Annotated in this window: 20 protein-coding genes; 14 read left to right on the top strand and 6 right to left on the bottom strand. The window is 42.7% G+C overall.

Features of this window, described 5'->3' with window-relative positions; genetic code table 11:
* Positions 1–182: 182 nt before the first annotated feature.
* On the bottom strand, positions 183–812 hold the full coding sequence (locus tag E2R65_RS16395) for a hypothetical protein (RefSeq protein ID WP_134337572.1): 630 nt from the start codon (positions 810–812) through the stop codon (positions 183–185).
* 262 nt (positions 813–1,074) lie between these two features.
* Between E2R65_RS16395 and E2R65_RS16390 the strand changes: the two genes are divergently transcribed.
* From E2R65_RS16390 to E2R65_RS16355, 8 genes are all read left to right on the top strand, one after another.
* Positions 1,075–1,683, top strand: a complete 609-nt coding sequence (locus E2R65_RS16390) for a GIN domain-containing protein (protein ID WP_134337571.1) — start codon at positions 1,075–1,077, stop codon at positions 1,681–1,683.
* A gap of 367 nt (positions 1,684–2,050) precedes the next feature.
* The gene (locus tag E2R65_RS16385) at positions 2,051–2,665 is read left to right on the top strand and encodes a GIN domain-containing protein (protein ID WP_134337570.1); all 615 of its coding nucleotides are present in this window, start codon (positions 2,051–2,053) and stop codon (positions 2,663–2,665) included.
* 120 nt (positions 2,666–2,785) lie between these two features.
* Positions 2,786–3,511 (top strand): head GIN domain-containing protein, encoded by a 726-nt coding sequence (locus E2R65_RS16380; protein ID WP_158285289.1) that lies wholly within the window; start codon positions 2,786–2,788, stop codon positions 3,509–3,511.
* Positions 3,512–3,727: 216 nt separating this feature from the next.
* A complete protein-coding gene (tig, locus tag E2R65_RS16375) occupies positions 3,728–5,077 on the top strand; it encodes a trigger factor (RefSeq protein ID WP_134337568.1) in 1,350 nt (449 codons plus the stop codon).
* Between the two features lie 266 nt (positions 5,078–5,343).
* Positions 5,344–6,075, top strand: a complete 732-nt coding sequence (locus E2R65_RS16370) for an ATP-dependent Clp protease proteolytic subunit (protein WP_134337567.1) — start codon at positions 5,344–5,346, stop codon at positions 6,073–6,075.
* Between the two features lie 142 nt (positions 6,076–6,217).
* Positions 6,218–7,456 carry an ATP-dependent Clp protease ATP-binding subunit ClpX gene (gene clpX / locus E2R65_RS16365; protein WP_134337566.1) on the top strand — a complete coding sequence of 413 codons (1,239 nt, stop codon included), beginning with the start codon at positions 6,218–6,220 and terminating at the stop codon, positions 7,454–7,456.
* A gap of 136 nt (positions 7,457–7,592) precedes the next feature.
* Positions 7,593–8,453 carry an AMP nucleosidase gene (locus tag E2R65_RS16360; RefSeq protein WP_134337565.1) on the top strand — a complete coding sequence of 287 codons (861 nt, stop codon included), beginning with the start codon at positions 7,593–7,595 and terminating at the stop codon, positions 8,451–8,453.
* Positions 8,454–8,617: 164 nt separating this feature from the next.
* Positions 8,618–9,979, top strand: coding sequence for a pyridoxal-phosphate dependent enzyme (locus E2R65_RS16355; RefSeq protein ID WP_134337564.1), 1,362 nt, complete (start codon positions 8,618–8,620; stop codon positions 9,977–9,979).
* Between the two features lie 78 nt (positions 9,980–10,057).
* Here the strand turns inward: E2R65_RS16355 and E2R65_RS16350 are convergent, their stop codons facing one another.
* The 3 genes from E2R65_RS16350 to E2R65_RS16340 all read right to left on the bottom strand — a co-directional run bounded on the left by E2R65_RS16350 (position 10,058) and on the right by E2R65_RS16340 (position 13,928).
* Positions 10,058–11,614: an ArnT family glycosyltransferase gene (locus E2R65_RS16350; RefSeq protein ID WP_134337563.1), complete on the bottom strand. Its 1,557-nt coding sequence runs from the start codon at positions 11,612–11,614 to the stop codon at positions 10,058–10,060.
* Positions 11,615–11,741: 127 nt separating this feature from the next.
* Positions 11,742–13,049 (bottom strand): UDP-N-acetylglucosamine 1-carboxyvinyltransferase, encoded by a 1,308-nt coding sequence (gene murA / locus E2R65_RS16345; RefSeq protein ID WP_134337562.1) that lies wholly within the window; start codon positions 13,047–13,049, stop codon positions 11,742–11,744.
* A gap of 120 nt (positions 13,050–13,169) precedes the next feature.
* The gene (locus tag E2R65_RS16340) at positions 13,170–13,928 is read right to left on the bottom strand and encodes a DUF4290 domain-containing protein (protein WP_134337561.1); all 759 of its coding nucleotides are present in this window, start codon (positions 13,926–13,928) and stop codon (positions 13,170–13,172) included.
* Positions 13,929–14,127: 199 nt separating this feature from the next.
* Between E2R65_RS16340 and E2R65_RS16335 the strand changes: the two genes are divergently transcribed.
* Positions 14,128–15,231: a mandelate racemase/muconate lactonizing enzyme family protein gene (locus tag E2R65_RS16335; RefSeq protein WP_134337560.1), complete on the top strand. Its 1,104-nt coding sequence runs from the start codon at positions 14,128–14,130 to the stop codon at positions 15,229–15,231.
* Between the two features lie 97 nt (positions 15,232–15,328).
* On the opposite strand, the gene E2R65_RS16330 is transcribed toward E2R65_RS16335, so the two are convergent.
* Both E2R65_RS16330 and E2R65_RS16325 read right to left on the bottom strand, forming a co-directional pair.
* Entirely contained in the window at positions 15,329–16,699 is a 1,371-nt protein-coding gene (locus E2R65_RS16330) for a dipeptidase (RefSeq protein WP_134337559.1), read from the bottom strand.
* Between the two features lie 118 nt (positions 16,700–16,817).
* Positions 16,818–17,153, bottom strand: a complete 336-nt coding sequence (locus E2R65_RS16325) for a YbjQ family protein (RefSeq protein ID WP_134337558.1) — start codon at positions 17,151–17,153, stop codon at positions 16,818–16,820.
* Between the two features lie 155 nt (positions 17,154–17,308).
* Between E2R65_RS16325 and E2R65_RS16320 the strand changes: the two genes are divergently transcribed.
* From E2R65_RS16320 to E2R65_RS16300, 5 genes are all read left to right on the top strand, one after another.
* Entirely contained in the window at positions 17,309–18,091 is a 783-nt protein-coding gene (locus E2R65_RS16320) for a Rossmann-like and DUF2520 domain-containing protein (RefSeq protein WP_134337557.1), read from the top strand.
* A 19-nt stretch (positions 18,092–18,110) separates the two neighbouring features.
* Entirely contained in the window at positions 18,111–18,443 is a 333-nt protein-coding gene (locus E2R65_RS16315; RefSeq protein ID WP_134337556.1) for a 2Fe-2S iron-sulfur cluster-binding protein, read from the top strand.
* 133 nt (positions 18,444–18,576) lie between these two features.
* Positions 18,577–18,819, top strand: a complete 243-nt coding sequence (gene iscX / locus E2R65_RS16310; protein WP_134337555.1) for a Fe-S cluster assembly protein IscX — start codon at positions 18,577–18,579, stop codon at positions 18,817–18,819.
* An 80-nt stretch (positions 18,820–18,899) separates the two neighbouring features.
* The gene (locus E2R65_RS16305; RefSeq protein ID WP_183500402.1) at positions 18,900–19,421 is read left to right on the top strand and encodes a KdsC family phosphatase; all 522 of its coding nucleotides are present in this window, start codon (positions 18,900–18,902) and stop codon (positions 19,419–19,421) included.
* Between the two features lie 51 nt (positions 19,422–19,472).
* Complete coding sequence (locus tag E2R65_RS16300; protein WP_229704683.1) at positions 19,473–20,060, top strand: Maf family protein; 588 nt, start codon at positions 19,473–19,475, stop codon at positions 20,058–20,060.
* Positions 20,061–20,129: the final 69 nt, after the last annotated feature.

The raw sequence follows: 20,129 nt of genomic DNA, 5'->3' as shown, positions 1-20,129 counted from the left end.
AAAAAGTTGTCAAATCTGTTTGAAAGTTGTTGAACCTGATTTGGTTCCACGCACTATTACTGTAACAGTTACGATTTGACAACTTTTTAAAAGTTGTCAAATCTGTTTGAAAGTTGTTGAATCTGGTTAAAGGTTGTTGAATCTGGTTAAAGGTTGTTGAATCCGGATAAAAGTTGTAGAATCTATTCATTCATATCAATCATAAGTTTTTCCTGTATCATATTGTTTCGGTATTCATGATGATAATCCTGATAAGCTTGTTTACTGCCAAACCATTCTATTAATTCAATTTTCTTTAATTTACTTGGTTTATCTGACAAAATACTATGGTAGGAGCTCCATTCCCAGTTTCTGAAATCTTCAGTCAGATTATGGCTTTGGGGATTTGCATGTATGTAATAAACAAGTTGACTATAATAACTGCTATCATTAACTAAAGCCCTTTTAAATGGCGTTTGGAATAAAGTGCCAACCCGTTTATACTGCTTATTAAAAGCCATAGAGTAGGATTGAAAGAACTTTCTAAATTGATGGCTTATGATATCATGGGTGGATTTTGACGGATCGATGTTTTTTGTTTCTTTAAAATCCGTTAGATTTTCATGCACATGAATAAGTAAATGAAAATGATTGCCTAATAAACAGTAGGCATAGGTATCGATAACCGATGATAAATACTGATCGAACTTTTTTAAAAAGTATCTACAATTGGCATCGCTTTTAAACATTAATTGCTTGTCGATACTGCGATTATAAATATGGTAAAAGCAGCCTTCTTCAAATTTTGTGTAATAATGTTCGGATTTTGCCATTTGTTATTATTGCTTAAATATATTGATAAGTCGGATAAGATTTGTAATCATAGTCAAGATTCGACAACTTTTTAAAAGTTGTCGAATCTGATCTCAAAAATTCTTCAGCATTCACCGTCATAAATCCGGCGTTTACCGACATAAACAGCCTGTACATCTATTCCCCACAAAACTGCTGTAACGTTTGTTGAGCGGGGGAGTCATATTGGTGTATTTAAAAACAAGAAAAAAATAATTCACTCACAATCAAAATATTAGTATCATGAAAACTTCAATTTTAACAATAGCAACCATCTTTACTTTAGCATTAGGTACTGCAACTTCATCCTTTGCCTCAGCAAATAACAACAACGAAGAAGCAAGCACTGTATTAACAAACATCAGCAAGATCAATAAGATCGAGTTACACGGAAACGTTGAGCTGTATGTATCAGACGGTGCTACCGACCAGGTGAAGGTTTATAATAAGTACTATTCCGAAAGTGCACTGGTACAAAGCCAGAACGGTACCCTGCGCATCTCATCCTATTCTGATAAAAAATTAGTGGTTTGGGTAACCGCTAACGATCTGCAAACCATCATCGCAAATGATAATTCGCAGGTTAGATCATTTGGTAACCTGGCAAAACTCGACCTGGAAGTAACGCTGAACAATACTGCCACAGCCGATCTTAAGATCAACGCTTACAAAGCAAGCATTGTGGTAAACGACCGTGCTAAAGCCAACATTAGCGGTACTGTAAACGATTACAGCTTAAAGCAAGACCAATCTGCAACGGTTAACCACTCGCAACTGGCAACCGTAAACGGTAATAAAACCACCATCAGCCTGCCTGCTAACGTTAAGGTATCAGAACTGGCCACCTTATAAGCACACTTTGCAAAAGTTCAATATATATCAGAGGAACCACCGCCGGCGCGGTGGTTTTTTTGTGCTATAAACTTTAAGTTGTACCAACCCTTATCAGCCATCCATCAAAAAACAGCCTCAAAATAACAACAACGAATTTCTTAATTCTTGCATCTTATTTCTTGTATTTTACATCCTGACTCTTATTTCCTGATCCTTATCTCTCTTCAACAAACTGCTTTCGCCGCCTTGTTTCTGCCGTTTACCGACATAAACCCGCACTGTGTCTAATATACACTAATTGGCTGTAACGTTTCGGCGGCCTGTTCGTCATATAGATGTATTTAATAACACAACTTATAGTATTCATAATCAAAATATTAATATCATGAAAACAACAATCTTCACCATCGCAGCCGTAATGATTATGGCAATGGTAACCACCAAAAATGCTGATGCAAACGTTAAAAATAACAATGGCGAAACCAGCACCGTATTAACCAACATCAGCAGGATCAATAAGATCGAGATCCACGGAAATGTTGAACTTTATGTATCAGACGGTGCAACCGACCGGGTTAAGGTTTATAACAAGTATTATGCAGAAAGCGCACTGGTACAAAGCCAAAACGGCGTATTACGCATATCATCTTACAAGAACGAAAAGCTGGTAGTTTGGGTAACCGCTGCCGACCTGCAGGCCATTACCGCTTATGATAACGCAGCGGTAAAATCATTCGGTAACTTAGCCAGGCTGGATTTGGAAGTAAACCTTTACAACACCGCAACCGCCAACTTAAAATTGGATGCATACAAAGCAACTATAACTGTAAATGATAATGCCAAGGCAACATTAACCGGCAACGTAAACGATTACAGCTTAAAGTATGCACAGGCTGCAAACGTTGATCAGAAAGATTTTGTAGCCGTAAATGCTTCAAAAAGCCAGATAGCCGATAATACAATTGCCAAAGCAAAACAAAATGAGTTGGCCGGTTTATAACCATTAACCCTGCAAAGCCTATCATACATCAAAAGCCATCAGATAAATTAGATGGCTTTTTTTATTTTTACTGTAACTTCATCCCGTAAACCATCGTCAAAAAATAAAACCAAACACACTATGAAAAAGATCGACTTTAAAATACTTATACTGATAGCAGCCGTATCAGTTACCTTATTCTCTTCATGCCGCCGTTTCAGGTGTATAAAAGGCAAGGGAGAGATCCGCACCGAAAGCCGTAAAATGAAAAGCTTTACCAAAATAGATGTGTCTGGAGGTTACCGGGTAGTTTTAAAGCAGGATAGTTCAGAGGCGATCTCTATCAGTATTGATGATAACCTGATGAAATATGTAGAAACAACTATTGAGGGCAACACCTTAACCGTTCATTCACGTAAAAATATCTGCCCAAGCGGGGAAGCTACGCTTACCATAGGCGTTAAAAACCTGGATGGTATAGCAGCAGCAGGTGCTGTAGATTTTAAGTCGGACGGGCGTTTAAACACCAAAGACCTTGATATTGATCTTTCCGGTTCTACCAAAATAGATATTGAGCTTAACGCAGCTAAGGTGCATACAAGTGCCAGCGGTTCCAGCGAGATCTATCTGAAGGGGCAGGCAGCATCGCACGATATAGACATGAGCGGATCGGGCAAGGTAGAGGCGCTTGATTTTGTGGTTGGCAAATATAAGATCAGCACATCGGGCGCCAGCGAATGCAAAATAAATGTACTGAACGAATTGGATGTGCATACCAGCGGTTCATCAGATATCCAATACCGAGGCAACCCCGGCAAGGTGAACAATGATCAGTCCGGCGCTTCGTCGGTTAAAAAGATAAATTAACCTTTAAAAGTATTACACAGCATTACAATGACGGCTTCTGGCCGTTTTTGTTGTTTAAAAAGGCGTTTTAAGGGCGAAAATGTGCGCTGCTATGTATGCTTATCTTAAATTACTTAAACCTGAATTTTAAAAATAAATTCATACTTTTGCGCCTCGAATTTTGTACAGCCAAACGGCGGTACTTTCAAAAAAGATAAATTAATACCAGGTAAAAAGATGAATATATCACAGGAAAAGATTGATAACCTGAACACAGTTGTTAAGATCAATATCAACCCGGAGGATTACCAGCCGAAGGTTGAAAAAGCAATGAAAGACCAAGCTAAAAAAGCAAAATTACCAGGTTTTCGCCCGGGTATGGTACCGGTTGCACATATTAAAAAAATGTATGGTAAAAGCATCCTGGTTGACGAGATCAACAACATGCTGTCTGATACATTAAACAAATATCTTGACGAAGAAAAACTGGAAGTATTGGGCCAGCCTTTACCTAAGGTTGATGAAACCAAAGAGTATAACTGGGATTTTGCCGATAACTTTGAGTTTAATTACGAAGTTGGTTTGGCACCGCAGTTTGATATTGATTTTTCATCAAAAGATAAACTGACCCAGTATGTGATAAAAGTTGATGATGAGACTTTGGAGTCTCGTATCAAAAACATCCGCAGAAGCTATGGCAAAATGACAAATCCTGACGTATCGGCAGACGATGATGTGCTTTATGCCGAATTAGCGCAGCTTTCTCCGGATGGTTCTGTTTTTGAGGGAGGCATAAACAATATCACTTCAGTACGTTTAGATCAGATCAAGAATGAGGAGATCAAAAAATCGTTAATTGGTTTGAAAAAAGACGATGAGGTGGTATTTGACATCAACGCTGCTTTTGATAATGATGCAGCCAAGGTTGCAGGGTTATTAAAAATTGAAGAGGATGAAGCAGCAGATCTTAAATCAAACTTCAAACTAACGGTTAAAAATGTTAACCGTTTAGAAGAGGGTGATTTAAACCAGGAGTTCTTTGATAAATTATTTGGTGAAGGTGTTGTAACCGACGAAGCCGGTTTCAGGGCTAAAATAACCGAAGAGTTAGAAATGATGATGACCCAGGATGCCGAGCGCAAACTGCAGGACGAAATTTATACTTACAGCATAGATAAAGTAAGTTTTGACCTACCGGATGCATTTTTAAAACGCTGGTTAAAAGCTACTAACGAAAAACTGACCGACGAAGAGTTGGAAGGTGGCTACGCTGATTTTGCTAAGAACCTGAAATGGACACTGATTGAAAATAAATTGATGAAGGATAACAGCATCGATATTAAATACGAGGAAGTGTTTGAATTTGCAAAAGGCAGTTTAGAGCAGCAATTCAGAATGTACAGCCCGCAGGCTTTAACAGAAGAGCAGCTGGGCCAGTACACGGTACAATACCTGCAAAACAAAGAGAATGCTAACAAAATATTTGAACAGGTAAAAGCGCTTAAGGTGTTTGATTACATCAAGAGCGTGATTACGCTTGATAAAAAAGAGATCCTGTTCTCTGATTTTAACAAGCTTGCTGCATAAGCAATAAGAGTTTTAATACCATGTTTACCAAAAGCATTTGCCCAACAGCAAGTGCTTTTGTGTTATAAAGCCTCACCCAACCCTCTCCAAAGAAGAGGACTGTATAAAATTAAAAAATTTCCCTTTACGGAGGAGATTTAGAGGGGGCTCATGGGGGCCGGCTGTTTTTTTACTTTTATCAAACTAAATAGTTTAAAATCTATTCAACTAAAAACTATATTTATCGCGGGCAACCGCCCCAACCCTAACAAATAAAACATACACACATGAACAGTAATCCAGATAAAAACGAATTCAGAAAATATGCTGTTAAACATCATCGTATCAGCAGCACTTATGTAGATAGGTTTATTGGTGGTGTAAACCGCAGCAATACCCCAACAGGTATTGTAACCCCGCCAATGGGTTATACACCTTATATTATTGAAGAACGCCAGTTAAATATCTCGCAGTTAGATGTTTTTTCGCGTTTGATGATGGACCGCATCATTTTCCTGGGCGATCCTATTTATGATCAGAATGCGAATGTGATACAGGCGCAGTTGTTATTCTTGCAATCGGCCGATGCTAAACGCGATATTCAGCTTTACATCAACTCACCGGGCGGCTCGGTTTATGCAGGTTTAGGTATTTATGATACCATGCAACTGATCTCTAACGATGTGGCCACTATCTGTACAGGTATGGCAGCATCCATGGGGGCCGTATTATTATGCGCCGGTGCAGAAGGTAAACGCGCTGCTTTGCCACACTCACGCGTCATGATCCACCAGCCATCAGGTGGCGCGCAGGGCCAGCAATCTGATATCGAGATCTCTTACCACGAGATCACTAAATTGAAAAAAGAATTATACCAGATCATTGCAGATCATAGCGGTGCATCTTATGAAAAGGTTCACTCAGCATCAGACCGCGACTACTGGATGATCGCTGAAGAAGCTAAAGAATTTGGTATGATCGACGAAATATTAAAAGGGAACAAAACAAAATCAAAATAAATTTATTAGTAGTGAATATTGATTAAGTTGGTTGCACAGAAGCTACAAAACTTAGTCGTAAGCAACTTAATCAACCACTCACTTATAAATTAATTGGTTTATAAAAAGCCAATTTCCTATTTTTGATTAAAGCAGAGAAAAGATGAACAAGAACAGCAAGGAGATCAGGTGCTCGTTTTGTGGCGCAGGTAAGCAGGACTCCCTGATGCTGATAGCCGGCCTGGATGCTCACATTTGTGACAAATGCGTTGATCAGGCAAACGAGATACTGGCAGAAGAATTAAAGGTGCGCAAGGTGAAAGCCTCGCCGGCAGTGCCTTCTGTACTTAAACCAGCCGAGATCAAATCGCACCTCGACCAATATATCATCGGGCAGGACGATGCTAAGAAAGTGCTTTCTGTTGCTGTTTATAACCACTACAAAAGGTTAAACCAGCGCGTGGATAAGGATGAGGTAGAGATTGAAAAATCTAATATCATCATGGTAGGCGAAACCGGCACCGGTAAAACTTTGCTGGCCAAAACGCTGGCCAAAATATTAAACGTTCCGTTTTGTATCTGCGATGCTACTGTGCTAACAGAGGCCGGTTACGTAGGCGAGGATGTGGAAAGTATCCTGACCCGTTTACTGCAATCTGCAGATTATGATGTAAATACTGCCGAGCGCGGTATTGTTTATATTGATGAGGTAGATAAAATTGCCCGCAAAAGCGATAACGCATCTATTACCCGCGATGTAAGCGGCGAAGGTGTGCAGCAGGCATTACTGAAAATACTGGAAGGTACTATGGTTAACGTACCACCACAAGGCGGCCGTAAACACCCGGACCAAAAGATGATAACCGTAAATACCAGTAACATCCTGTTTATTTGCGGAGGCGCGTTCGATAGCATCGAGAAAAAGATAGCTAACCGTTTACGTACCCAAACTGTGGGTTATAAAATGAAACGCGACGACAGCGAGATAGATATGAAGAACCTGTACAAGTATATTACCCCGCAGGATCTTAAATCTTTTGGGCTGATACCCGAGCTGATAGGCCGTTTACCGGTGCTTACCTATCTTAACCCGCTGGACCGCGAAGCTTTGCACAACATCTTAACCGAGCCTAAAAATTCTTTATTAAAGCAGTATAAAAAACTGTTTGAATATGAGGGTGTAAAGCTGGAATTTGACACCCAAGTGCTTGATTTTATTGTAGATAAAGCAATGGAATTTAAACTGGGCGCACGTGGTTTGCGATCTATCTGTGAGGCCATTATGATTGATGCGATGTTTGAGTTTCCGTCTAAAAAAGATGTGAAGCGCCTGAATGTTACACTGGACTATGCCAGGGAGAAATTTGAGAAGAGCGACCTTAAAAAGTTAAAGGTGGCTTAACAATTATTTGATAGTATAAAATTATTTTCGTATATTACACACTAACCCTGGTGAAAGCACACCGGGGTTTGCTGTATAAAAGGGTTTTGTAACCCTTGAATGATACACATACACACAAAAAAAGAGGACAAAAAAGATGAACGAAGAATTAGATGTAAAGAAAGATGACAACACCATCCCTGCAAAAAAAATCAAAGAAGTTTCTACCCCGGTAAAATCGGGCTTAAAAACTAAAGAAGCCATTGTGGCCAACTGGCTGCCGCGTTATACGGGCAGGCCGCTTGATGCCTTTGGCGAATATATTATACTTACCAATTTTTCTAAATACCTGCAGCTGTTTTCAGAATGGAACGATAACGCGCCTATAATGGGCTTAGACAAACCGATGCAAAGCGTAACGGCCAATGGCATTACCATTATTAACTTTGGGATGGGTAGTTCCGTTGCCGCCACCGTAATGGATCTGCTGACGGCCATACACCCCAAGGCCGTAATTTTTTTAGGCAAATGCGGCGGTTTAAAAAAGAAGAATAACGTGGGCGACCTGATATTGCCGATAGCCGCGATAAGGGGCGAGGGGACATCTAACGATTACCTGCCGGCAGAAGTGCCTGCCCTGCCATCATTCGCGCTGCAAAAGGCCATTTCAACCACCATACGAGATCAATCACGCGATTACTGGACAGGTACCTGCTACACTACCAACCGCCGTGTTTGGGAGCATGATAAGGAATTTAAAAAATATTTGAAAGAACTGCGCGCCATGGCGGTAGATATGGAAACAGCCACGATATTCACCACAGGCTTTGCCAACAAGATCCCGACTGGTGCTTTGTTACTGGTATCAGACCAGCCAATGATACCCGAAGGCGTAAAAACTGCCGAAAGCGACAGTAACGTTACCACCCAGTATGTAGAAACCCACCTGCGTGTAGGGATAGAATCATTAAAGCAACTGATAAATGGCGGGCTTACGGTTAAGCACCTTAAGTTTTAAGGTTAGTGAGTGGTAAATTAACTAAGTGATAAAAGTTATTGATCTGTTTGTCGCCTGCAGGTAACTACTTTCTTAATCAACCACTCATTATTCACCATTTACACAATATTTGCTAATTTTGCCCGGTATCCTGTTAAGCATACAGGATAAGTAGACAATAAATTATGTGGTACAATAATATACTGGAAACCATAGGCAATACGCCTATGGTAAAGCTTAATAAGATAGCTAAAGAGATACCTGCAACGGTTTTAGCTAAGATAGAAACTACCAATCCCGGTAACTCTATAAAGGATCGTATGGCCCTTAAAATGATTGAGGATGCCGAAAAAAGCGGTAAGCTAAAACCGGGCGGCACTATTATAGAAGGTACATCCGGCAATACGGGTATGGGGCTGGCTATAGCCGCGGTTATTAAGGGCTATAAATGTATTTTTACCAGTACCGATAAGCAATCCAAAGAAAAATTTGATGCCCTGCGTGCCTTTGGTGCCGAAGTTATTGTATGCCCTACCAATGTAGAGCCGGAGGATCCACGGTCTTACTATTCTGTATCATCACGCCTGGAGCGCGAGGTGCCCAACTCCTGGAAACCTAACCAATACGATAACCTGAGCAACTCGCAGGCGCACTATGAGCAAACCGGCCCCGAAATTTGGGAACAAACTGAAGGTAAGATCACTCACCTGATAGTAGGTGTGGGCACAGGTGGCACTATCAGCGGTACTGCCCGTTATTTAAAAGAAAAGAACCCTGCTATACAAGTTTTGGGTATCGATACTTATGGGTCGGTATTTAAAAAATATAAGGAAACCGGCGAGTTTGATAAGAATGAGATCTACCCTTATATCACCGAAGGTATTGGCGAAGATTTTTTGCCGCAAAATGTTGATTTTAGCCTGATAGACCACTTCGAAAAAGTGACCGATAAGGATGCAGCCCTGATGACCCGCGAGATTGCCCGTAAGGAAGGCATCTTTGCAGGTAATTCAACAGGTTCTGCAGTGGCAGGTTTACTACAGATGAAGGACAGGTTTAAAGAGGGGGATGTAGTAGTGATCATCTTCCCGGATCATGGTACCCGTTACCTGGGCAAAATGTATAACGACGACTGGTTGCGCGACCGTGGTTTCCTGAAAGAAGAGAAACTTACCGCACGCCATATCATCAGTAAAAAAGAGAACCAGGAGATTGTGACCATTGATTGCGAAAAAACGGTGCTGGAAGCTATAAACACCATCAAATCGCTTAACATAAGCCAGATCCCCGTTACCCAACAAGGTATGGTTATCGGCAAGATCACCGAGAGCGATATCCTGGATTCGCTGATAGAAAACCCCGGCATTAAATCACAGCCGGTAAAAAATATCTCCACAGCGCCATTTCCTTTTATCGATCTGAATACCGGTATTGATAAAATTTCGGGCATGATCAATAAGGATAATATTGCTGTGCTGGTTGAGGATGATAACGGTAAGATAGAGATCATTACCCAATACGATATTATCAACGCGATATCGGCTTAATCGAATTAAGGCGATATTCGGATAAATGATTTACAGAGACGCGATATTTCGCGTCTTTGTTTTTGTTTATTGCAGCGCTTACTGTAACCTCTTCTTAGCCAGCTCCGCTTTGTAAACTTCGTTTAATTTGGGGGATGGGTTGATAAGGATATAGATCCTGGAATTGTGCTCGCGTGCCAGCGGGTTTGTTACATGGCCGGTTTCCCGGTAGCTCTCTATCAGCGGGGCAAGCCTGCGTTCTACATTGTCATCATCATCCACATAAATAATGTAATGCGCGCTCAAACTATCGGCTGCCCAAAGCTGGAAACTGCTGTTCAGGCTCGTTACTTCGGGCAGGTTATATTGATGCCTGTAATGATGCAGGGCACCTGCCTGGCCATAATTATCGGCATATAGTTGTGTGTGTTTCTGCTGTTCGGGCGTTAAGCTATGGTAAGCTTCCCCGGCTTTTTGGGCCATTTCATCCCAGCCCAGCATATCGGCATAATCCTGCGTTAAAGGGTGCTGCTTCTGGTCCTCCCATCTGGTCAGGAATTTTAGGAATGGTAAGCGCTCATTGGTGCTTTTAATGAAAGTAACGGTTTTATTGAGCGAAAGAATAGGCAGCACCAAAGGCAGCAGCAATACGTTGGGTACCACAAACAGTAAAATGGCTGTGGTGCGCAGCACATAGTAATTGCGTTTAAGCATCCGCTCGAAAGCAAAACCACCCGCAGCAAACAGCATAGGGTAGGCCCCAAAAAGGTAATAATCTTTTCCGTTCATCTGTAACAGAAACAGGAAGATGAGGATGTAAGCGATAGACAAGTACCTGAAACGCCTGAGTTTAAATGAAAATAGCAGGAAACAAAAGCCGGTAAGCCACACAAACAATGCTACGCCATTTACCAGTACCTGTTCTATAATAAAGTCTGCAGGTTTTACATAATCCAGCTGGGTTTCGCGCAATTCCTGCATGTGGTGTATAACCGGCAGGTGATGCACAAACTGCCAGATAATATTGGGCAAAAATATCAGCAAAGCCACTATTGCCGAGTAGATAACGTGTTTGTTAAACAGCAGTTTGCGCTCGCGGCTGATGAGTATGCCTACAATAAGCGATGCAGTAAAAAACGCCATGGTATATTTGGTAAGCATGCCCACCCCAACGGCCACACCCAGCCAGTAAAGGTATTTTACATTAGCCGTATTTAAATAGCGTGCAAATAACCAAACGGTTACTACCCACCAAAGCTGATCGAACACAACAGGCTGAAAAAGATACCCGCTGGCGGCAAATGCAGGAGAGAAAATAAGCGCCAGGCAAGCTAAGGTAATGGCAAACCTGCGCCCGCCCAATTCCACGGTTATCTGGCCGGTAAGCCAGATGATCAATCCGCCGGCTATGGTCGAAAATATTCGCGCAGCAAAAACAGAGTCGCCAAAAACGTTAAGTGTAATTTTCGCCAGTAAGGCTATAAACGGAGGGACTTCCTTATATCCCCAATCCAGGTGATCGCCTAAAACTAAATGCAGCAATTCATCCCGGTGGAAACCAAAATGACTAATAGCGAATAGGTTAAGCACTATTTTTAATGCAACAAAGATCAGTATAAAGGTGGAATACGATGATCTCCGGTTTTTGTATGGCATTACAGGTTCTGTTGGTTGATCGCCATAAAAGTAATAATATTTTGAATGAGGTAAAAGGTAAAAGGCGAAAGGTAAAAGGGCAGACAAAAAATCTTTAACCCTTTACCTTTCGCCTTTTACCTTAAAATTATACCCGTTTTATATCAGCACCAAGTGCTTTAAGGCGTTCGTCGATATTTTGGTAACCACGTTCTATCTGTTCGATATTGTAAATGGTAGATTGGCCTTGTGCCGAAAGTGCGGCGATCAGTAAGGATACACCCGCGCGGATGTCAGGCGAGGTCATGGAAATACCGCGTAATTGCACCATTTTATCTAAACCGATAACGGTGGCGCGGTGCGGATCGCAAAGGATGATGTTGGCACCCATATCCAGCAATTTATCCACAAAGAATAACCGGCTCTCAAACATCTTTTGGTGGATCAATACCGATCCCTTTGCTTGTGTAGCAACTACCAATACAATGCTCAACAGATCCGGCGTAAAGCCCGGCCATGGAGCATCTGCCACGGTTAGTAAAGATCCATCGATAAAAGTATCTATCTCGTAATGGTCTTGCGACGGGATGTAGATGTCATCACCGCGGCGCTCCAGTTTAATGCCCAGGCGTTTAAAAACGTCTGGTATCATGCCCAGTTCATCGTAATGAACATCTTTAATGGTGATCTCAGAACCCGTCATGGCAGCAAGGCCAATGAACGAGCCGATCTCTATCATATCAGGCAGCATGCGATGGTCTGTCCCACCTAATTCTGTAACACCTTCAATAGTAAGCAGGTTAGAGCCAACGCCGGTAATTTTAGCGCCCATGCGATTAAGCATTTTACAAAGCTGTTGCAGGTATGGCTCGCAGGCGGCATTATAAATGGTAGTAGTGCCTTTTGCCAGTACGGCAGCCATTACAATGTTGGCAGTACCGGTTACAGATGCCTCGTCAAGCAAAATGTAAGTGCCCTGCAGGTTAGATGCATCTACATTATAAAAGCCGTTATCGGGGTTGTAATCAAAGCGTGCGCCCAGTTTCTCGAAACCCAGAAAGTGGGTATCCAGCCTGCGGCGGCCAATTTTATCGCCACCCGGTTTTGGGATAGATGCCTTACCGAAACGCGCCAACAGCGGCCCCAGTATCATAATAGAGCCGCGTAAGCCACCGCCCTTGGTTTTAAAAGCTTCAGAATTGAAGAAATCCTGATCGATCTCTTTAGCTTCAAAGGTACACGTATCGCGCGAGATGCGGTTAACCTCAACACCCATGTCGCCCAGTAACTCTATTAGTTTGTTCACATCCTGTATATCCGGGATGTTGCTGATGGTCATTTTTTCGCCGGTTAATAATACGGCAGATATAATTTGTAATGCTTCGTTTTTTGCTCCCTGGGGGATGATCTCGCCTTTAAGCTTCTTACCGCCCTGTATCTCGAATGCGTTTTTCATTGTAGTTAGTTTTTGTTGTAGCCCATAGACGATGGTCCATAGTGCATAGTTTGGCAAAGATTAGAAAAGTATCCTACTTATCCAATCTTCATCTATGGTCCAGGGTCTATTATCTATCGACTAATACTTCTTAGCCCCGCCGTTGTTACGGTTGCGGTTATTTTGGTTGTTGTTGTTATTATTGTTACGCGGGTTATTGTTGTTATTGGTACGGCTACCACCGCCGCCGCTACCGCCACGGTTGTTTTGATTATTGTTGTTGGTACGGCCGCGGTTATTGTTATTATTTTGATTGTTGTTATTGGTGCGAAACTCAACGCGGTTAAGGTTGATGTTCTCTTCCAGTTTTAGGGTGCCGCCTGATAAGGCGTAAAGATCAGATAGTATCAAATCGTCGGCAACCGAATCTTTGTTCCATTGTACATAGGCCATTTTCATAAAATTCGCAATGGCTTGCACCATGTGGCGCTTACGGTCAGGCTCCTCGATGCTTTTGGCTTTTTCTATCATCATTTCGATGGTTTTGCCATAGTGCTTGTAGCGGATGCGCTGGTTAGGATATTTAAGCGGCTCGGGTTTTAAGTGGATAGCTTCCGGGCTTGGTTTTGGATAAGGCGAATCTACATCCAGCTGAAAGTCTGAAATGATGTGCAGGTGATCCCAAAGCTTGTGTTTAAAATCGGCCACATCGCGCAGGTGCGGGTTTAAAAAGCCCATCAGGTCTATCACCACCTGTGCATATTTGTTGCGTTCTTCTTTAGTAGGTAACGCCACAATGTATTTCACCATGTTTTGCACGTTACGTCCGTATTCGGTAAGTAAAAGTTTATTCCTGGTTGAGTTATAATCAAACGGACCAGGCAAATTTGTTAATGCCATGTATATTTTTAATTAAATAAAATTGTCTTGAAGATGCTTCCCGGTGCATGGACAGTTTCTTAGAACAGAAGGCAGAAACCGGAGAACCGAAATGAAATAGTACGACGTACTAACGCAAATATAAGCTAAATGTGTTAATGTGCAAATTTTGTTAAAGCAACGGTTAATTCGCTTATTTTAGCGTTTAAGCAATTCTACTATGTCAGTTATCATCACCTCAATAGATATATACCGCTTCAGCATCCCTATGGAGCCTTTCACCATTGCCACCGGCACGATGGACCATGCGCAGAACGTGTTTATCCGCATCCATACGGATAAGGGCTTTTATGGTGTAGGCGAGTGCTCGGCCTTCCCGATGATCGTAGGCGAAACACAGGATACCTGCCTGGTGATGGCCAAATATTTTGGAGGATTATGGATAGGGCAGGATGCGTTGGATATCCCTTCGCGGATGCAGCAGCTGCATGATGCCGCGGCAGGTAACACCACTATTAAAAGTGCCTTTGATATAGCCTTGTATGATATTGCAGCCAAGAACGCTGGCCTGCCGCTTTATCAATTTTTAGGCGGAGAAAAGCGTGTGGTAGAAAGCGATATTACCATCGGTATCAGCTCGCCCGAAGCTATGGCACAAAAGGGGGTAGCGTTTAAAGCATCTGGTGCCAATATCCTGAAGGTAAAGCTGGGCAAGGGTGCCGAAACAGATGCTGAACGCATCAGGCAGATCCGCGAGGCAGTAGGTCCGGAAATGAAGATAAGGGTAGATGCCAACCAGGGATGGAACTTTGAAGAAGCAGCTTTTGCACTGCAGGCCATTGGCCCATATGATATTGAATTTTGTGAGCAACCCATGCGCACTTGGTATAACGATAAGCTACCCGAACTGATGAAGGTATCACCCGTAAAGATTATGGCTGATGAAAGCGTTTACAATCATCATGATGCACGGATACAAATAGAGAGCGGCTCCTGCCATTCGATGAATATTAAAATGGCCAAATCCGGTGGGATCCTGGAGGCCAAGAAGATCCATGATGTTGGTGCCGAGCGGGGCATACCCTGCATGATGGGCGGTATGCTGGAAAGCCGCATAGCCCTAAGCGCCAAACTACATTTTGTGTACGCCAGCCCCAACATTCATTTTTATGATATGGATACCTGCATGCTGGGCCACCTGGCCGACCCATGCGTGGGCGGTGTAACTTATGACGGCTATAAGCTTAATATCAGCGATGCTACAGGCATAGGGGCAGATGCTGATGAGGGGTTTTTGAGTGGGTGTGAGAAGTGGAGTATTTAATATTGTAGAGACGCAATACTTTGCGTCTCCATTACGCAAATGCCGAAAACAAAAGAGGCGCGAAGTATCGCGCCTCTACGGTAAATATTCTTTGATCCTACTTACTCAATTCCGCAAAATATTTGTGGAACAATGGGATGGTTTCTATCCCTTTGTAATAATTAAAAATGTCGTATTTCTCGTTTGGTGAGTGCAGGGCATCACTATCTAAACCAAAGCCCATTAAAACCGTTTTAAGGCCTAATTCTGCCTCAAAAAGGGCTACAATAGGTATGCTGCCGCCGCCACGTGTCGGGATAGGCTGTTTACCAAACGATTCGGCAATGGCCTTTTGGGCTGCCTGGTAAGCAATGCTATCGGTAGGGGTAACCACCGGTTCGCCGCCGTGGTGCGGGGTAACTTGTACCTTTACGTATTTAGGTGCTATCTTCAGCAAATGATCTGTAAACAGTTTGGTTATTTGCGCTGATGTTTGGTTAGGTACTAATCGCATCGAAATTTTAGCGTGTGCCTTAGATGGTAACACAGTTTTAGCACCTTCGCCAATGTAACCACCCCAAATGCCGTTCACTTCTAAAGTAGGGCGGGTGCCGGTACGCTCAAAGGTGCTGTAACCTTTTTCGCCCCAAAGCTCTTCTACATCCAGGTCTTGTTTATATTCGGCCTCATCATAAGGTGCTGAATTTAAGGTATCTTTTTCGGCCTGGGTAAGTTCGGTAACATCATCATAAAAACCGGGGATAGTGATATGGTTGTCCTCGTCATGCAGGGATGCGATCATTTTTGCCAGGATGGTAGCCGGGTTGGCCACCGCACCACCATAAACACCCGAATGCAGATCGCGGTTGGGGCCGGTAACCTCTACCTCCAAGTATGACAGGCCACGCAAACCTGTTTCCAGCGAAGGGTGTTCCATACTGATCATCGAGGTATCAGATATCAATACTACATCAGCCTTTAAGCGCTCTTTATTTGCTTTAACGAATATACTTAGGTTATTAGAGCCTACTTCTTCCTCGCCCTCTATCATAAATTTGATATTGCAGGGCAGGCCATCGGTTTGCATCATCAGCTCAAAAGCTTTTATATGCATGTAAAACTGGCCTTTATCGTCGCAGGCGCCGCGGGCGTAAATTTTGCCTTCGCGAATGGTAGGTTCAAAAGGCGGAGTTTTCCAAAGCTCCAGAGGGTCGGCCGGCTGCACATCGTAATGGCCGTAAACCAATACGGTTGGCAGCGAGGCATCAATTATTTTTTCGCCGTAAACAATAGGGTAGCCTGCTGTTTGGCAAACCTCTACCTTATCGGCACCGGCATCCGTCAGTTTTTTAGCTACGTAATCAGCAGCGTTTAATACATCAGGTGCATATTTAGGGTCGGCACTAACGGATGGGAAGCGCAGCAGCTCAAATAGTTCGTCGAGCAGGCGCTGCTTGTTTTCTTCTATATATTGCTTTATTACTTGCATAGGAAGCTATAATTTAAAGCAAAGATAGAAGATTATTATGTTTTGTCCATCTGGGCCTGTCGAAGACTTAGCAAAAGCAGCTAATGATTCGACAGGCTCACCAGGACAATAAAAAATATTATTCTGCCACCTTCTCCACCACTACAGCAGTACCGTAGGCCAATACCTCGGTAATGCCCTGCATCACTTCGTTGGCATCATAGCGCATACCGATGATGGCGTTGGCGCCTATGGCTTGTGCATGCTGTATCAATAAGTGGAAAGCCTCTTCACGGGCATTCTCGCAAAGTTCTACATAAACAGATAGCCTGCCGCCAAACAATGATTGTATCCCGCCGGCAAAGTTGCCTACCACACTACGGCTGCGCACGGTAATACCGCGTACCACGCCTAAGTGTTTAACAATTTTATAGCCATCTAAACCGGTACCTGTAGTTATTAATGAAGTATCCATTTTGTTTTTGTGATTAGTGTTTGTTTAGAATAAGACATTATTTGTTTAAAAATGTTACCAATGGGCGTTAGTTATTCTATGGATTTGATAAGATAGTTTTAAACAGCTGCATAGTTACCTTCTAAATCCTAAATTTGCGTAATAAGTTTAAGCATATGCGCATATCTATTATCGGCTCGGGCAATGTAGCCACACATCTGTCGGCGGCATTTAAAAATGCAGGCCACCGTATTGTACAGGTTTACAGCCGTAATATGCAAAGCGCCGCCTTGTTAGCCTACCATGTTGGTGCCGAAGCGGTTGATGATCCGGCTGTGATAAGCCCCGGTACCGATTTATTTATACTGGCTATAAAAGATGATGCCATTGCCAAATTTATACCGCATTTATGCGCCTTTAATATCCCTGTGGCCCACACATCCGGCGCTGTAAGCCTGCAGCAGCTATCAGATGCAATCCCGAATGCCGGCGTGTTTTATCCACTGCAAACCTTCAGCAAAACAAAAGAAGTTAATTTTAGAGATGTGCCTATGTGCATTGAAGGTGCAAATGAGGCTATTACCCAAGTTTTAGAAAACCTTGCACGAGATATCAGTAATCATGTTTACCAGGTAAGCTCCGCACAGCGTAAAGTATTGCATTTGGCTGCTGTATTTGCCTGTAACTTCACTAACCACTTATACAGCATTGGCGAACAGCTTTTGGCCGATAGCGACATGAGTTTTGAAATGCTGCGCCCGCTGATCGCCGAAACGGCTGATAAAATAAAAGGACACTCGCCGGCCACCGTACAAACCGGCCCTGCCGTACGTAACGATGAGCGAACTATGCAGGCTCATTTGCAAATGCTTCAACAACAGCCCCATTTACAAGATATTTATACGTTATTAAGTCAGGATATTATCAAAAACCACATCAAGCATAACGGGGATAAGTAATTTTGTTACTTTTGCCAAAATGAATATTTTTAAAGTAAAGATCAACTTTGAGGAAAAGGACCATGAAAGCGTGGAACTTGCTATTGCCGAAGGAGAATCTGTATTAGACGTTTGCCTGGAAAACGGCATTGACCTACAGCATAACTGTGGTGGTGTATGCGGTTGCAGTACCTGCCATATTTATGTTAACAAGGGTATGGATAACATCCAGGAAATATCTGACAAGGAAGAAGACTTTATTGACAGGGCTGTTAACCCACGCATTACATCGCGCCTGGGTTGCCAGTGTGTTATTATTGATGGCGATATAGAAGTTACCCTGCCAGACCAATCGGGCTTTATGGGCCACTAACATATAAGAGTCAAGATTTTTAGAATCAAGATCCGGAAATAAAACAATTAAGAATGAAGCTGATGAAAGTCTTGTTTCTTTAATTCCTGAATCGCGACGAAATTGATAATTATACATCACTCACAACCAAAAAATGAACGACGATAAATTCGCCCTACCCATACACTGGAACGATTACGAAGATATAGCCATGAGCCTTTACGAAAAGTTTGGCGATGATTTTGGCGAGCAAAAAATATACCGCATCCGCTTTACCGAACTGCTGGACTGGGTACTGAGCCTGCCCAACTTTAAAGGTACGCGCGAGGAATCTAACGAAGGGCACTTGGAGCAAATACAAACTGCCTGGGTGTACGAGTGGAGAGATAATCAGTAGATGTGCAGATGTGCAAATTTTAGGTGTGCAGATGCTTTGCGATCAGTGTAATCATAAATTAATCGGTGTAATCCCTAATCATGGAATCCTTTTTAACCAAGCTTAAAGATATTACCACGTTTATTTTTGATGTGGATGGTGTGTTGACCGATGGGTCGATATTTGTGACCGAAACCGGTGTGCAAAGCCGCGCATTTAATATTAAAGATGGTTATGCCCTGCAACTGGCTGTTAAATGTGGTTACAATGTGGCGGCCATATCCGGCAGCCGGTCTAAAAGTGCATTATTCCGTTTAAATAGCCTGGGTATTAATGATGTGTACCTGGGTGCGCATACCAAATCTGAAAGATTTAAGATCTATATTGAGGAGAAAAGCATCAACCCGTCTAATATCCTTTACATGGCTGATGATATCCCCGATCTGGCCGTGATGAAATTGGTTGGTTTGCCAGTTTGCCCTGCAGATGCCGCTGAAGAAATTAAAACCATCAGCGCTTATGTATCGCCTTATGCAGGCGGTAAAGGCTGTGCCCGCGACATCATAGAAAAGGTTATGAAGGTGCAGGGCAAATGGATGAGCGCCGAGGCATATAGCTGGTAGGTTGTTAGACCATGGTCGATAGTTAATAGACCATAGCAAATATTTATTACCATGGACTATGGACAAAATATGAGTAATTTCCCGCAAATCATTCTGGCATCAAAATCGCCGCGCAGACAGGAACTTTTAAAACTGATGGATATTGATTTCCGTGTGGTGTTAAAAGAGGTGGACGAATCTTATCCGGATGGGTTAACACCTGCCGAAATTGCCCTTTATATCGCTGCAAAAAAAGCGGAAGCATTTGATGAGGATATTACCGATGAAGTTGTGCTAACCGCTGATACTATTGTAGCTATTGACGGATTAATATTAGGTAAGCCTGAATCTACCGAACACGCCATAGAAATGCTGCAACGTTTATCCGGCAAGGTACACGAGGTTTATACGGGTGTATGTTTGCTTTACAAAGGCGAGTACAATAAATTTTACGACAGGAGCGAAGTGTTTTTCCGCAAGTTGACGGATGAAGAGATCCGCAGCTATGTAGAGGAATACCAGCCGATGGATAAAGCCGGATCCTATGGCATTCAGCAACGCATAGGGCTTATTGGCATAGAGCGTATCAACGGTTCTTATACCAATGTAGTAGGCCTGCCTACCGAAAAAGTTTATCAGCAGTTGAAGAGGTTGGTCTGAATCAGAATTAACTGAATTTTTAAATTTTCAGAATAATAAAAAATCACGTCATTGCGAGCGATAGCGTCG

Source organism: Mucilaginibacter phyllosphaerae (assembly GCF_004378255.1).
Classification (GTDB): Bacteria; Bacteroidota; Bacteroidia; order Sphingobacteriales; family Sphingobacteriaceae; genus Mucilaginibacter; species Mucilaginibacter phyllosphaerae.
Note: the sequence above shows the minus strand (reverse complement) of the source record. Positions and strands in the feature narration are given on the sequence as shown.

Excerpts from the sequence above, each read along its gene's own strand:
- E2R65_RS16300 (WP_229704683.1), top strand. The coding sequence starts at position 19,473 with ATGGACTATGGACAAAATATGAGTAATTTCCCGCAAATCATTCTGGCA.
- E2R65_RS16325 (WP_134337558.1), bottom strand. The coding sequence starts at position 17,153 with ATGGATACTTCATTAATAACTACAGGTACCGGTTTAGATGGCTATAAA.
- E2R65_RS16360 (WP_134337565.1), top strand. The coding sequence starts at position 7,593 with ATGAACGAAGAATTAGATGTAAAGAAAGATGACAACACCATCCCTGCA.
- E2R65_RS16335 (WP_134337560.1), top strand. The coding sequence starts at position 14,128 with ATGTCAGTTATCATCACCTCAATAGATATATACCGCTTCAGCATCCCT.
- E2R65_RS16390 (WP_134337571.1), top strand. The coding sequence starts at position 1,075 with ATGAAAACTTCAATTTTAACAATAGCAACCATCTTTACTTTAGCATTA.
- E2R65_RS16305 (WP_183500402.1), top strand. The coding sequence starts at position 18,900 with ATGGAATCCTTTTTAACCAAGCTTAAAGATATTACCACGTTTATTTTT.
- E2R65_RS16320 (WP_134337557.1), top strand. The coding sequence starts at position 17,309 with ATGCGCATATCTATTATCGGCTCGGGCAATGTAGCCACACATCTGTCG.
- E2R65_RS16395 (WP_134337572.1), bottom strand. The coding sequence starts at position 812 with ATGGCAAAATCCGAACATTATTACACAAAATTTGAAGAAGGCTGCTTT.
- iscX (WP_134337555.1), top strand. The coding sequence starts at position 18,577 with ATGAACGACGATAAATTCGCCCTACCCATACACTGGAACGATTACGAA.
- murA (WP_134337562.1), bottom strand. The coding sequence starts at position 13,049 with ATGAAAAACGCATTCGAGATACAGGGCGGTAAGAAGCTTAAAGGCGAG.
- clpX (WP_134337566.1), top strand. The coding sequence starts at position 6,218 with ATGAACAAGAACAGCAAGGAGATCAGGTGCTCGTTTTGTGGCGCAGGT.
- E2R65_RS16340 (WP_134337561.1), bottom strand. The coding sequence starts at position 13,928 with ATGGCATTAACAAATTTGCCTGGTCCGTTTGATTATAACTCAACCAGG.
- E2R65_RS16355 (WP_134337564.1), top strand. The coding sequence starts at position 8,618 with ATGTGGTACAATAATATACTGGAAACCATAGGCAATACGCCTATGGTA.
- E2R65_RS16385 (WP_134337570.1), top strand. The coding sequence starts at position 2,051 with ATGAAAACAACAATCTTCACCATCGCAGCCGTAATGATTATGGCAATG.
- tig (WP_134337568.1), top strand. The coding sequence starts at position 3,728 with ATGAATATATCACAGGAAAAGATTGATAACCTGAACACAGTTGTTAAG.
- E2R65_RS16380 (WP_158285289.1), top strand. The coding sequence starts at position 2,786 with ATGAAAAAGATCGACTTTAAAATACTTATACTGATAGCAGCCGTATCA.
- E2R65_RS16350 (WP_134337563.1), bottom strand. The coding sequence starts at position 11,614 with ATGCCATACAAAAACCGGAGATCATCGTATTCCACCTTTATACTGATC.
- E2R65_RS16370 (WP_134337567.1), top strand. The coding sequence starts at position 5,344 with ATGAACAGTAATCCAGATAAAAACGAATTCAGAAAATATGCTGTTAAA.
- E2R65_RS16330 (WP_134337559.1), bottom strand. The coding sequence starts at position 16,699 with ATGCAAGTAATAAAGCAATATATAGAAGAAAACAAGCAGCGCCTGCTC.
- E2R65_RS16315 (WP_134337556.1), top strand. The coding sequence starts at position 18,111 with ATGAATATTTTTAAAGTAAAGATCAACTTTGAGGAAAAGGACCATGAA.